The organism is Wolbachia endosymbiont (group A) of Crataerina pallida (assembly GCF_964028475.1).
In the GTDB taxonomy this organism is placed as follows: Bacteria; Pseudomonadota; Alphaproteobacteria; order Rickettsiales; family Anaplasmataceae; genus Wolbachia; species Wolbachia pipientis.
Genome location: NZ_OZ034785.1, coordinates 986,741 through 999,978, shown reverse-complemented (window position 1 = coordinate 999,978; position 13,238 = coordinate 986,741). Strand labels below are relative to the sequence as shown.

The 13,238-nt window shown below is 34.9% G+C and carries 11 protein-coding genes and 1 tRNA gene; 10 read left to right on the top strand and 2 right to left on the bottom strand.

What is annotated here, in order from left to right:
• Window positions 1-201: 201 nt before the first annotated feature.
• The 7 genes from mnmA to ABWU55_RS04800 all read left to right on the top strand — a co-directional run bounded on the left by mnmA (window position 202) and on the right by ABWU55_RS04800 (window position 7,116).
• Window positions 202-1,314 (top strand): tRNA 2-thiouridine(34) synthase MnmA, encoded by a 1,113-nt coding sequence (gene mnmA / locus ABWU55_RS04830; RefSeq protein WP_353286190.1) that lies wholly within the window; start codon window positions 202-204, stop codon window positions 1,312-1,314.
• Between the two features lie 949 nt (window positions 1,315-2,263).
• Entirely contained in the window at window positions 2,264-3,487 is a 1,224-nt protein-coding gene (locus ABWU55_RS04825; RefSeq protein WP_353286189.1) for a hypothetical protein, read from the top strand.
• Between the two features lie 59 nt (window positions 3,488-3,546).
• Window positions 3,547-4,053 carry an inorganic diphosphatase gene (ppa, locus tag ABWU55_RS04820; protein WP_010082061.1) on the top strand — a complete coding sequence of 169 codons (507 nt, stop codon included), beginning with the start codon at window positions 3,547-3,549 and terminating at the stop codon, window positions 4,051-4,053.
• A 399-nt stretch (window positions 4,054-4,452) separates the two neighbouring features.
• Window positions 4,453-4,543: transfer RNA gene (locus ABWU55_RS04815), tRNA-Ser, on the top strand.
• A gap of 184 nt (window positions 4,544-4,727) precedes the next feature.
• Window positions 4,728-5,873, top strand: a complete 1,146-nt coding sequence (locus ABWU55_RS04810; RefSeq protein ID WP_095742874.1) for a SurA N-terminal domain-containing protein — start codon at window positions 4,728-4,730, stop codon at window positions 5,871-5,873.
• Between the two features lie 87 nt (window positions 5,874-5,960).
• On the top strand, window positions 5,961-6,581 hold the full coding sequence (locus tag ABWU55_RS04805) for an oxidoreductase (RefSeq protein WP_151807544.1): 621 nt from the start codon (window positions 5,961-5,963) through the stop codon (window positions 6,579-6,581).
• Complete coding sequence (locus ABWU55_RS04800) at window positions 6,565-7,116, top strand: 5-formyltetrahydrofolate cyclo-ligase (protein ID WP_155968432.1); 552 nt, start codon at window positions 6,565-6,567, stop codon at window positions 7,114-7,116. Before ABWU55_RS04805 ends, ABWU55_RS04800 begins: the two co-directional genes overlap by 17 nt.
• Window positions 7,117-7,152: 36 nt before the next feature.
• On the opposite strand, the gene ABWU55_RS04795 is transcribed toward ABWU55_RS04800, so the two are convergent.
• Window positions 7,153-8,187 (bottom strand): hypothetical protein, encoded by a 1,035-nt coding sequence (locus ABWU55_RS04795; RefSeq protein WP_070357017.1) that lies wholly within the window; start codon window positions 8,185-8,187, stop codon window positions 7,153-7,155.
• Window positions 8,188-8,323: 136 nt separating this feature from the next.
• Between ABWU55_RS04795 and elbB the strand changes: the two genes are divergently transcribed.
• Complete coding sequence (elbB, locus tag ABWU55_RS04790; RefSeq protein ID WP_209473289.1) at window positions 8,324-9,031, top strand: isoprenoid biosynthesis glyoxalase ElbB; 708 nt, start codon at window positions 8,324-8,326, stop codon at window positions 9,029-9,031.
• Between the two features lie 175 nt (window positions 9,032-9,206).
• Window positions 9,207-9,515, top strand: coding sequence for a hypothetical protein (locus tag ABWU55_RS04785; RefSeq protein ID WP_010081942.1), 309 nt, complete (start codon window positions 9,207-9,209; stop codon window positions 9,513-9,515).
• Window positions 9,516-9,517: 2 nt separating this feature from the next.
• On the opposite strand, the gene ABWU55_RS04780 is transcribed toward ABWU55_RS04785, so the two are convergent.
• Entirely contained in the window at window positions 9,518-11,065 is a 1,548-nt protein-coding gene (locus ABWU55_RS04780) for a peptidoglycan D,D-transpeptidase FtsI family protein (RefSeq protein ID WP_151807547.1), read from the bottom strand.
• 20 nt (window positions 11,066-11,085) lie between these two features.
• Here ABWU55_RS04780 and ispH point away from each other — a divergent pair, with 20 nt between their 5' ends.
• Window positions 11,086-12,015, top strand: a complete 930-nt coding sequence (gene ispH, locus ABWU55_RS04775; protein ID WP_353286569.1) for a 4-hydroxy-3-methylbut-2-enyl diphosphate reductase — start codon at window positions 11,086-11,088, stop codon at window positions 12,013-12,015.
• Window positions 12,016-13,238 lie beyond the last annotated feature (1,223 nt).

Sequence of the window (13,238 nt, the reverse complement as noted above, 5' to 3'; positions counted from 1 at the left end):
TTATTTTTAAAGGTAGTTCATCGAATTTTATAGCAAATTTTACCTCAAGCATAAAGATGTCATCCAAGTAGCCAACACTGGGATCCAGAAAAATTGACTATAAACAAGTATGCTGTTTCGATGAAATTGTGTAATAGAAACTAGATTCCAGTGTCAGCTACTTGCATGACACCAAGTTTGTGTTTATAAATTAAGGCGATTATGCTAAAAGAATTTGAAATAGAACCTCTGCTAAAAGATAAAGCTCCGCACCAGACCAAGGCTGTTGTTGCAATGTCCGGGGGAGTTGATAGCTCCGTTGCTGCAGCACTGCTACATAACCTTGGGTACAAAGTGGTAGGTGTGACTCTTCAACTCTATGGCACCGACGGTAATGCTAACGCAAGAAAGGGCGCATGCTGCGCTGGACAGGATATTTATGACGCTAAGCGTGTAGCTGAAAGTGTTGGCTTTCCTCACTATATTTTAAACTATGAGGAAATATTCAAAAAGGAAGTAATAGAGGATTTTGCGAGTACCTATATGCGTGGGGAAACTCCCATACCATGCGTGAGATGTAACCAAACGGTAAAATTTCGTGATCTATTGCAAGTTACAAAAAATCTTGGTGCGGATGTGCTCGTAACAGGACATTACGTGAGAAGGTTAGAAAAAAATGGTGAGGTAAAGTTGTGCAGAAGCATTGATAAAAGTAAAGATCAAAGTTATTTTTTGTTTGCTACAACTCAAGAGCAATTGAAGCTTTTGCGATTTCCACTAGGTGGGTTCTATAAAAGTGATATAAGAAAATTAGCAAAGTATTTCAGCTTACAAATTTCTGAAAAGCCGGACAGTCAAGATATATGCTTTGTTTCCGAAAGCTATAGTAAAACAATAGCTAAATTAGCTCCACAATCTGTACAGAAAGGTAAAATAGTGGATGTTAATGGAAAAGTGCTAGGCGAGCACAGTGGCATAGTAAATTTTACAGTGGGGCAAAGAAAGGGCTTGGGTATCGCACACAATGAACCTCTTTATGTGATAAAAATTAATACAGAGAATAATGAGGTTATAGTAGGCCCGATCAACGCATTAATGCAAAAAAAAATATTGATCAAAGAGTTAAATTGGTTAGAACAACCAAAGGAAGGTATGGAAGTAACTGTGAAGCTGAGATCATCACATGCGGGAAGTTTAGCAACAATACATTCAACTGACGAAAAAAATAAAGCCTGTGTCATTTTAAACGACGATTACTTTGGCATCAGTCCAGGTCAAGCCTGTGTAGCGTATAAAGATGAGCAAGTAATTGGCGGTGGATGGATATGCTCTTAACTAAAAGCTTTAATGCAGAGTGTAAACATACAATAGACTTCTTGCATAACCATATAACATTGGGAATAGAAACAAAAAAACTTGCTTGACAAACTCCGCCAGCCCCCTTATCATGAAACTGAAGCTATTTATTTATCTTCTCTGTACAGATTAAATGACAAAAAAACTCACGTATCTGGCGTCTCATGTTTAATTTTTTGCACTATGTGCACTCTATGTCTTTATCAAATTTCTGGGTTTTTACCTACACAAGCTGAAATACGCTTATAAAGCATTTAAAACATTAAAAAACGCCAACTTAAAAAATGGATAGTGAATAACTAGCTACCCTAGGGTTTCTTTTGCCTTTTTTTCTGTTTAGTAAATTTCTTAACGTTTATAATTTAGATTAGTTGCGGCTTAAAAGCAGCTAAATCGCGGTTATTAAGTGTTTAGAATAAAAAAACGCCATACTTGAAAGTATAATGTAAGTAATTAGCCAACCACGGGGCTTCTTTTGCCTTTTTTTTCATTTGGTAAATTTCTTAATGTTTGTAGCTAAACGACAACCGTCATCCCGCTGCTTGTTAGCGGCTAAGAGATACCGCGAATGAATCGCGGTATGACGGTTCGCGGCGGCATAAAGATAAGTCTCGTCATCCCGCTGCGTGTTAGCGGAATCTCTTGTTAGCGCTGCGGCGGTATGACGGTTCGCGGTGGCATGACGATAAGCCTTGTCATCCCGCTACGTGTTAGCGGGATCTATGTTGAGAGATACCGCGAATGAATCGCGGTATGACGGTGTAGATAGTATCCCGCTGCGTGTTAGCGGGATCTCTTGTTAGTGCCGCGGCGGTATAGCTATACCTTTTTCTACTTAGTTTGGGTTATGCAAGAAGTCTAATAACATTTATTGCTATTTTGCCATGTATCCCTTATACTATAAAGTAGAACATTATAGGTTTCAGCAATGATAAAAGAAATTGAAGAACTAATAAAAATTGTTGGTAAGGGTAATTTATTAGAGACGTTATTTATTTTTTTAGGTAGCTTTCAACATGCTGACTTAGGTCGTTTTATGGATCACAGAAATCATTTTGGTTTGTCTGAATTCATTAGAAAAAAAGAGGAACCATTAGATAAATATTTTAACTTAAAATTTAGTCTACAAGGGCTGTTTTTAATTTATGCTCAAGCTTATCAAATTCTAAGTGAAAACAATAACCTGAATACTAAAGATGTCATAGATAAAATATATGAAGTTATTAAAGGATCTGAGTTAAATGAATATATAAATGAAGTAGTAGATGAAAGAAAATTAGATTTACTTAACATCTTAGCAAATCCAAAGAGAGAACCAATATTTAAAACAGAAGAAGATTTTGAAAATAAAGTACTCATTGGTCTTAGAAAGTTACTAAGTGAAGGAAATACATTAAACAAATATGACAGAGAATTTGCATTAAATAAGTGCGTTATCAGCAGCTATTATTCCATTCATGACATAAAAGCAGATAAAGATATAGCATTGTTCTTTTCTTTGGGTGGTCACTATAAAGAACTTTCGTCATCTAACAAAACAGTAAAAAGAGAAGTATTAGAGATATGTGAGAATCAGTTAATAGAGAGCTATATAATGTTCTTAGCTGGCAAACTACACATGATCGGATTATCAAGTAGAGATAAATATACAATCGACCATGAGAATGTGGATCGGCAAGAGAAAGCATTGAAAATGGATGGATTAATATATCCTATAAATACAAAAAACACCCTAGAGCAACTGTTAAAAAACCAAAATAGTGATGAATTTGAACAATTAATAACGAGCCCTGATAATATATACTACTCAGTGCTGCAAGAAGAGAATGAATGTAGGCCAAATCCTATCACCAGCAAGAAAAAAGAAAAAGACCATAAAAACACAGTCTGTAAACTTATTTTAGGTATGTTTGTATTATCTGTTGGGTTATATGTTGCTGATTATTTCTTTATGGAGCAAAAATTATTTAATCCAATAAAAGGTGTCCTACCACAGGATAATTTTGCTAATCTAGTAATTGCTGCAGTGCTTACTATCGTAATAGTATATGCTTTATTTCAATTATCACAGGAACCACCACTTTCAACAGTCAATAAGATGACGAATGAAAATTTAGGACAGCCCGTGCAAAATAAGTTTAGAATTACATAAATGTAGCAACTTAAAAGCATATATTGTATAATGCTTATTCTTAAGTTAAGAGGTAATTTATGGATTTAAGTAAAATAACAGCAGGACCAAATGCGGTGAATGTGGTAATTGAAATAAGTGCGAATGCTGAGCCTGTAAAGTATGAATTTAATAAAGAGTTTAGGTTGTTACAAGTTGACAGATTTTTATCTACCTCAATGACTTATCCTTGCAATTATGGGTTTGTACCAAATACCTGCGCAGGTGATGGTGATCCTGTGGATGTTTTGGTGCTAACTCAGTTTCCCTTAGCATCTAGTGTTTTAATATCGGTGCGTCCGATAGGCGCATTACTCACTAAAGATGAAAAAGGAGAAGATGAGAAAATATTAGCTGTGCCTGTTTCCAGTGTTGATAGCTATTATGACAATATAAAGGACTATTCTGACTTATCTAAAAGCCTACTAGATAAAATTACTCATTTCTTTTCTCATTATAAAGATCTAGAAAAGGGAAAAACGGTAGCAGTTGGAGAATGGGTTGGTGTGGAAGAAGCAAAGAAAATCATTGAAAAAAGCAGAAATTAGTTTTTATTGATTTATAGCTAAAGTGGCTTAGGTTTGCCCACAATTTGAAAAACAACAAATTCGTCATTCCGCTACTTGTTAGCGGAATCTATACCGCGCACAACTGTACGAACATTGCAATATGGCACATAGTAAACGATGTCATTCCAGTGCGTGACACTGGGATCCAGACTTTCCGTAAAAACGTTATATTTTAACATAACACTTATATGCTCACCAACTTAGTGCTAATCAAAATCCTGGATCCCAGTGTCTGGGCACTGGGATGACAAGAAAGGGAGCACTGGAATTTTTGTTTCAGCATTAGCCATGCATCTGAACAGATACAAATATTGCAATTAAAAGCATTAGACAGGTGGTAGAGGTCTTGGTATTATATAATCTTTAGGTTCTAAATTTGGAAGGGTGGCCGAGCGGCTGAAGGCGGCGGTTTGCTAAACCGTTATACGACCCAAAAGTCGTATCGAGGGTTCGAATCCCTCTCCTTCCGTATACTGTTTTTAGCACGGTTTAAATTCGCTATATTAGCATGTTTTTAGCCTATTTACCAGCGTACCTGATTTTGTTGCAATGGTTTTTATTTCCATTGTCACTGAGATCACTATTAAAAAGTTGGCTAGCATTGACTCAGTATTTATTATAGAATTGGTTATTAACTAAACAACTTTACTTGTATGTATAAAATACTAATTTTACTGTTGATAGTGTTGCCACTTAGGTTGCTTGCAACCGAGATTGAAATTGTTGCAGATGTAAATGGTGAACCAATTTCAAATTTAGATATCGAAAAACGCATCAACTTTATAAATTCATTGTTTGGCACTCAAAGTGTTAATCAAAAAGAAGCAAAGCCTCAAGTGCTTAGGGAGCTAATAGACGAAATTATCATTATCAATGAAGCACAGAGGCTGAATATAAAATTGAGCAACGAGGAGTTAGATAATGCTATTATGTTATTTTTAACCCAAAGTTTTAAACTTAAGGCTAATGAAGTTGATCAATACATAGAGAAGCATAATATAGATCTTGGTATTTTAAGAAAACAAATAAAATGTCAGTTACTGTGGAGCAAAATTATTGAAGTAAGAATTGTGCCATTTATTAATATAAGCGATAAAGAAGTAGATGATGTAAAAAGGCAAACAGAAAAGCCGGATTATCTTATCACGTTCCAAGAGTTTATAATTCCTGATCAAAAAGACAAGGACGTTTATGGTATAGCTGAAGATTTAGTAAAAAAATTACGCAACAGTGATAACCCAGAATCTCCAATAAAGATGCGTAAAGCAACAGTTAATTTAAGTCAGCTAAAAGGAAAACTCAAGAGCGTTTTAGAAGGATTAGAAACCAGCGACATAGCAGGTCCATTCAGTTTCAGTGAAGGTTACTCCGTTATAAAAGTAATAGATAAAGTACAACTTAATCATGCACTGCTGGAAAGCACTTTAAAATTAAAACAGATTGTGGTTGAAGGTTCAGAAAGTTTATTAGATAATCTCAAGGAGCAAAAGGTCAGTTGTTTAAATTTTGATAAATTGGCAGATAATTTTAAGCTGCCAAACGCAAAAGAATTTGAAATAAAAATGCGAGATTTAAATCCTGATTTACAGATTTTATTTAGTAAAACAAGTGTGAATGAAATAGTAGAATTGAGAGAAAATGGCACTGCAAAGTTGATGATGTTGTGTGATATCAAGAGTAATGTAGCGGGTATAGAAGCAATCAAACAGAAAATGTACCAACAAAAGATTATGATACAAAGCAACTTGTTATTAGATGATATGCGTAAAAATGCAGCTATCAGTTATCGGTATAGTTGAAGTCAGAGAGTGTCCTTGTCTCTGTCTTTGTGTGCCTTTGTTCTACAAAATTTCAAAAAATTTGAACAAATGTAGTTAAAGTAGCACATGAAGAATATAATGCTAATTGGTGGTGGAGTTGGAAATGCAGTGTTATTTTCGATAGGGAAGGCATGTCTTGAAAATAATAACAAGGTTTTGTACTTCGCTGGCTATAAGAAGTTAAGTGATGTATTTAAACGAGCACTGATAGAGCGTGCATCAAATGCGGTAGTTTGGGTATGTGAAGAAGGATTGATAGAAACAAGCAGAGATCAAGATAAATCCTTTCATGGTAATATAGTTGATGCAATAGTCTCTTATCAACAAGGAAGATTAGGTATTAATTTGAACGTTATAGATAAAATTATCACTATTGGTTCTGATAAAATGATGAAAGCTGTGAATGAAGCTAGAAAAACAATTTTAAAGCCATATCTAAAATCAGGCCACATAGCAATATCGTCAGTTAATTCTCCTATGCAGTGTATGATGAAAGAAATCTGCGCTCAGTGTGTGCAGCAGCATATAAATGCGAAAACAGGAGAAAGGAGTTTTGTTTATAGCTGCAGTAATCAAGACCAGGATATGGAATTTATTGACTTTGATTTTTTAAGTGAGCGCTTGAAGCAAAATAGTTTACAAGAAAAACTTACTGCGAAATGGATAGATCATGTTCAAAGATATTAAACAGCACAAAAAGGAAATAAGAGAGCAATATAGAGCTATAAGAAAAGATATTGATGAAAGTTATTCCAGTTATGCGGCAAATTCCCTTATTAATCTCTTTAATCAGAACTTAAGCTACGTTAAAGGCAAAACAATAGCAGCTTACATTCCAATGGATGAGGAAATAGATGTTGTGCCTTTGATGCATAGTTTACTCGATTTAGATTATAAAGTAGCAATTCCTAATAAAAATAAGTTACTAAAATTTGAGGAATGGAACGAAACAAATGAAGATGTAATTCCCGACACAATCATTACTCCTGTTATTGCTTTTGATGATCATTTTAATAGATTGGGTTTTGGCGGTGGTTGGTATGATACAATGATAGAAAAACTGCGGCCACTTGGAAAAATATTTATAGGTGTAGCCTATGAGAAACAATATTGTAAAGATTTACCTGTAGAAAAACATGATCAAAAATTGGATATTATAATCACTGAGATGTGTGTTAGATGTGGAAGTGGATTGCTCAAAAAAGTGGATAAAAAGGAGTAGATCTCTACCTTTTCCATTCCCTCCCTCTCCAAGCCATCAGAGGGTTTTGGTTTCTCCTGTACTCGCTTGTTCAGAACTTGGACTATCTAATTGAGGAACTGGTGACTTCATTTGGTTAACTTTATCATTAACCATTTTTTCTACCTCCTCTATTTTACCCTCACCAATGGCCATAATTTTAGATTGAAATTTCTCCATAAGTTCCTCAAGTGCTTCCTTATCACTTTCATAAGTACTAGTACCTTTTTCTCTAAGCTTTTTCATGTCATCTTCTGAAAAATTTTGAATAGTTCCATTCTTTACTAACTCTTGTATAGCAGATCGCTGCCCTTCATTTTGAAGCATGCCTATGACCTTTGCTTTACTCTGGGCGTTTTTTATTTTTTCACCTTCTTCGGACATATTATAGCCTATAATCTCTTGAGCCAAACTGTTGTATAATTTACTAAAGTTATCTTTTTTTGGCCCAACCTCAGGCAATTTATCCCCTAAATTTTTAGATAAACTTTTCACTGCTTTTCCTGCATCAATCGCACCTTCTTTTATTTTTTCCCCTGCCTTTACTATACCTATTCCTGCATAACGTGCTCCAATACCTACAAGTGCTATTAATGTAGCAAGCACAATAAGTGGAGAAAATGCTGCTCCTAATACCATTACGGCAGAAGCTATTCCAATTTTTTTATTTGCAGATGCTGATTTAAAATAATTGACTAGATTGTCCAGTGGACCTTTATTATTATTTATAACATTACTTATTGCTTGCTGATTAACAGATTTTAACGCCTCTTCTATTATTTTTGAGTCAACATTTTCAGAAGTTAAACCTTCAAGAGCTTCTTCAATGAATTTTATAAATAATTCTTTGTTGACCTCCTTTTGCAAGCCTTGGTCATTAATCGCTAAACCTAAATCTTTGAGGTTCATCCCTTTAACTTGTTCTGATAGGGTTGTAAATAACTCTTTTTTCCCCTCTTGTGAGGATTGTGCAATACTTTCTATTATATCTGAAATAGCTTTTCTTAGTTCTGGATAGTCAGTGTCAAAAAACATACTATTGCTAGATTCCATATTCAGCTTCGTTGATTATAAATATGCCTAATTATACATACTAATCATTAATTATATTATAATTGATATAACATACCCCTTTCCAAATATAGAATTTGTATTAAAATATCTAGATTATATGAAATCAAGGTACTTTATGGGTGAAAAAAAATTAAAAGCTGCTGTGGTCTTATCAGGGTGTGGTCACCTTGACGGTGCAGAGGTAAGAGAAGCGGTTTTAAGTTTGCTTGTGCTTGATCAGCAGGAAGTGGATGTTAAATGCTTTGCACCTGACATCAATATCACACAAGTTATGAATCATAGAACAAAAGAGGCAACAAAAGAAAAAAGGAATGTACTTGTGGAAGCAGCAAGAATCGCAAGAGGCGAAATATATGACTTAAAAGAAGCCAAAGCTGAAAATTTTGACATGCTAGTTGTACCTGGTGGATACGGGGTTGCGAAAAATTTATCTGACTTAGCTGAAAGTAAAGACATGGTGACAGTAATGCCTGAATTTGAAAGATTAGTTTCAGAATTTTTTGTTACAAAAAAGCCAATAGGAGCGATATGCATATCTCCAGCCATCATTGTTTCAATTTTAAGTAGCAAGATAGGTAAAGAAGAAAGTAAGGTTAAGGTAACTATAGGAGATGACAAAGAACAGTTGATAGAAAAGCTTGGCGGCGAACACATAAAGTGCGATACAGAGTTATCAATAGAAGACGAAGAACATAATGTATTTTCCTGTTCTGCTTATATGCGTAGCGACGAAAGTACATACTCTGTATATCAAGGGATAAAGCATATGATTGACAGCATGGTAAAAAAGATTAACAAAAAAACTAAACAGCCATTCCTATAAGGTGTACTAAATAAGACTTCTCTATTAATCACACAATTAACTGTTGAATTTTACATTTCTAGCTGTATTATGGCTACGTAGCTAAAGTAACTTAGGTTTATCGACGCTTTACTACTTGTTAGCGGTGTGGTGTAGTGGCCATATATGTTTAGTTCTTTTTTTTAAGGTATTTTGTATGTCAGATCTTTTCTATATTGAAACTACGTGTTGTGTGGACGGTCAGTGTGATGTCTATACAGGGGAAGTGAGTTTTAATGATGTCATGTTAGGCAAGTTCAGTCTAAATTCGTGCAGCGGGAAAGAAGCTATGATAAATCTAGACATTATTACATTCGATATTAATATCGCTATTGATGGTCAAAATGGAAAGACAATAAAAAAAGACCTTAAAGGTCTTGAATTTGTAACTAAAGATGATGGTTCTTGGTATATTAATAAGGATTTTGGTGATGATAAATTTGAAGTTGTAGTAAAGCAATCATAATTTTACATCTCAGGTGTAACATTTAGTATAGGCGCTATTCTATTTATAATGTTCTTTACTATAGGCGCAGCAATTATTCCCCCGGTATGGTGCATCCCTTGAGGCTCATCAATAGCAATTAGCACTATGTACCTTGGGTCAAGCATAGTTAGCACTCCTATAAATGATGCTATGTTTGCATCTTTGCTATATTTACCATCTACAACTTTTTCCGCCGATCCAGTTTTTCCTCCTATTGAATATGCCTTTATTTTTGCTTTTCTGCCAGTGCCATCTGTTACTGCTGCACGTAATAATTTTCTCATTTCCCTGGAAGTTCTTCTTGAGATAATTTGCTCTCCTATACTTCTTTTATTCAACATCAAGGTTGCGTTATGAAATATCCCATTGTTGATTAATGCTGCTGCAGTTTGTGCAAGATGTATAGGAGTTACAGCTATGCCATAACCATAAGATGCTGTTATTAAAGTGTTTTCACTCCATTTATCCGGGATTATCGGTGTGGATTTTTCTGGTATTTCTATTTTCAAAGGAGAAAATAGCTTCATAGCTTTAAAGTATTCTACCTGTTTTTCAATACCTAGTTTGACTGCAATTTTTGCTGCACCAATGTTGGATGATTTTACAAATATATCTTGCACAGTAATTTTTGGAATTTTAGATTTATGAAAATCCTGAATTTTATACTTTCCAATGGTGATTGGTGTTGATACGTCATATAAATCGCTAGTTTTTGTAGCGTTCGCATCAAGCGCTGCGGCTATTGTAAAGTATTTTAATACCGACCCCATCTCATATACCCCAAGACTGGCGCGATTAAACTTTTGTACGTCTTCTGCCTTATTCTGTAAGTTGGGATTAAAATCAGGTAGGCTGACCATCGAGATAACTTCACTATTTCTCACATTTAAAACAATTCCTACTCCGCCAAGTGCCTGATATCTGCTTACAGCTTTAGTTAGCTCTTCATGCACTATGCTTTGCACTCGTGTATCTAAGGATAGTATTATGGGCTTTTCTTGCTCATTATTTTTACTTATATATGCCTCAACTCCTGCAATACCGTTGCCATCTATGTCAGTGTAACCAAGCACGTGTGAAAATAAATTACTGTGAGGATATATACGCTTTATGTCGTCATAAAAATTTACTCCTGGTACACCAGCGTTTTTGATCGCTAGTAATTCTTTTGGAGTCAAGTGCCGCTTTATCCAAGCAAATTTCTTTTCTGAAGTAAGTACTCTATATAAGTTCTTGTATTCGAGGTCATGCAAAGTAGAACACAGTTGTGCTGCTATACTTTCCGGATTCTTTACTTTGGTTGCATCTATATATAGTGATGTTGTGGGCACATTTGTTGCTATTACCACTCCATTTCTATCTAAAATATCAGGTTGTTTATGTACTATATTATCTTTTCTAAAATTTTCTGAAGTAGTAAGTTGATCAAATGTTAAAGAGAATATGCGAAAAATAATTATTATATAAAATATAAATAATGGTACTATAAAACACAGTGAGCGGAGCTTATTTTTAAGTAATGCTTGCATATTTACTTGATTTGACAAAAATGGAAATCATCTTAGCTGAACCACGAGGTTTTTGTGCTGGGGTAAAAAGAGCTGTGGACATATTAGCTATTACTTTAGAAAAATACAAAAACGAGCGCCAAGTTTATGTGCTACACGAAATTGTTCACAATAAATATATAGTAGAGGACTTTAAGAAACAAGGAGTGGTTTTTGTAAGCAGTATCGAGGAAATTGAAGATAATGAAGGAATACTGATCTTCAGCGCGCACGGAGTATCAAAAAATATAGAAGATGAGGCAAAAAGAAAGGGTATTCAAGTGATTGATGCAACATGTCCTTTAGTCAGCAAAGTGCATAAAGAAGCAAAAAGGTATGAAAACAGTGGTAAAGAATTAATTCTCATTGGGCATGAAAACCATCCAGAAGTTAAGGGAATTAGGGGAAGAGTAAACAATCCTATCACTTTAGTGCAAACTTTGCAGGATGTATATGATTTAAAGGTTAAAGATCCAGATAATTTGTCTTATGTTACACAAACTACGTTAAGCATCGACGATACCCGTGACATTATTGCTGCCTTGAAATTAAGGTTTCCAGGCATAACAGGTCCAGATTTAAAGGACATATGCTATGCAACGCAAAACAGACAAAATGCTGTTAAAAAGCTAGCTGAAATTGTAGACATGGTATTAGTTGTAGGAAGTAAAAATAGCTCAAATTCAAACCGCTTATTAGATCTGTGCACTGCCAGAGGAAAAAGAGCCTACTTGATTGATAATTACAGCTGTGTGAATAAAAGCTGGTTTCAGGGCGTAGAAAAGATAGGAATCACCGCAGGTGCTTCCGCTCCTGACATATTAGTTGATGAATTAATAGACTACCTAAAAGTAAACCTGAGTGTAAAAATTTCAGTTATGCCAGGTGGTATTATTGAAAATGTTCAGTTTAAAATACCGAATCTGGTTTAAAACACAACTTATCTACTAAGCTTCTCTTGAAATCACACAAACCAGCATCTATAGCTAAGACGTCATGCCGCGATTCATTAGACTTCTTGCATAACCATATAACGAACTTTTATTGGAAATAGAAACGAAAAAACTTACTTGACACCCTTCGCCAGCCCACTTATCATGATAGTGAAGCTATTGTATTTGCTTTCGCCAATCTGCAGATTAAAAGGTAAGGATTACTTAATGTATCGGCGTCTTATGTTCAATTTTTTGCAGTATATAGATACTGTATGTCTTTACAAAACTTCATCTACATCTAGATTTTTATCTAAATAAGCTGAACGCGCTTATAAAGCGTTACAAGACATCAAAAAATGCCAATACTCGACAGAGATAGTAAAAGACTAGCTAACTCGGGGATTCTTTGTCTTTTTTTCTGCTTAGTAAATTTCTTAAACATTTGCAGCGTAAGTTAGTTGCAATTAAAAGCGGCTGAATCTCGCTTGTCAAGCGTTTAAAACATAAAAAACGCCAATATTTTAAAGCGGATAATAACCCCAGGGCTTCTTTTGCCTTTTTTTTCGTTTGGTAAATTTCTTAATGTTTGTGGCTGAACGACAACCGTCATCCCGCTACTTGTTAGCGGGATCTCTTGTTAGCGGCTGAGATACCGCGAATGAATCGCGGTATGACGGTTCGCGGCGGCATGACGATAAGGTTTATACCTTGTCATCCCAGTGCCCAAACACTGGGATCCAGTTTTCTTTACAAATTCACCAAAAGTGTTTCATTCTATAACATAAAACCCATACTCACCAAATCCAATGCATTACTTGCAATTAAGTTTCCTGGATCCCAGTGTCTGGGCACTGGGATAACAAAGGAGGACGTTATTCCAGTGCCAAGCACTGACCATTTCTGGTCTCTTAAATTGCAACTAATCTAAGTATTAAAAAATTTACCAAGCGAAAAAAAAGGCAAAAAAAGCCCGATGGTTGGCTAGTTACTTACATTATACTTTCAAGTATGGCGTTTTTTTATTCTAAACGCTTAATAACCGTGACTCAGCCGCTTTTAAGCCGCAACTAATCTAAATTATAAACGTTAAGAAATTTACTAAACAGAAAAAAAGGCAAAGAAACCCTAGGGTAGCTAATTATTCACTATCCATTTTTTAAGTTGGCGTTTTTTGATGTTTTAAATAGCGTATTTCAGCTTGTGTAGCTAGAAATTTGATA

What these genes read in the sequence shown, in the direction of transcription:
- mnmA (WP_353286190.1), top strand. Translation starts at nt 202, where the DNA reads ATGCTAAAAGAATTTGAAATAGAACCTCTGCTAAAAGATAAAGCTCCG.
- ABWU55_RS04825 (WP_353286189.1), top strand. Translation starts at nt 2,264, where the DNA reads ATGATAAAAGAAATTGAAGAACTAATAAAAATTGTTGGTAAGGGTAAT.
- ppa (WP_010082061.1), top strand. Translation starts at nt 3,547, where the DNA reads ATGGATTTAAGTAAAATAACAGCAGGACCAAATGCGGTGAATGTGGTA.
- ABWU55_RS04810 (WP_095742874.1), top strand. Translation starts at nt 4,728, where the DNA reads ATGTATAAAATACTAATTTTACTGTTGATAGTGTTGCCACTTAGGTTG.
- ABWU55_RS04805 (WP_151807544.1), top strand. Translation starts at nt 5,961, where the DNA reads ATGAAGAATATAATGCTAATTGGTGGTGGAGTTGGAAATGCAGTGTTA.
- ABWU55_RS04800 (WP_155968432.1), top strand. Translation starts at nt 6,565, where the DNA reads ATGTTCAAAGATATTAAACAGCACAAAAAGGAAATAAGAGAGCAATAT.
- ABWU55_RS04795 (WP_070357017.1), bottom strand. Translation starts at nt 8,187, where the DNA reads ATGGAATCTAGCAATAGTATGTTTTTTGACACTGACTATCCAGAACTA.
- elbB (WP_209473289.1), top strand. Translation starts at nt 8,324, where the DNA reads ATGGGTGAAAAAAAATTAAAAGCTGCTGTGGTCTTATCAGGGTGTGGT.
- ABWU55_RS04785 (WP_010081942.1), top strand. Translation starts at nt 9,207, where the DNA reads ATGTCAGATCTTTTCTATATTGAAACTACGTGTTGTGTGGACGGTCAG.
- ABWU55_RS04780 (WP_151807547.1), bottom strand. Translation starts at nt 11,065, where the DNA reads ATGCAAGCATTACTTAAAAATAAGCTCCGCTCACTGTGTTTTATAGTA.
- ispH (WP_353286569.1), top strand. Translation starts at nt 11,086, where the DNA reads ATGGAAATCATCTTAGCTGAACCACGAGGTTTTTGTGCTGGGGTAAAA.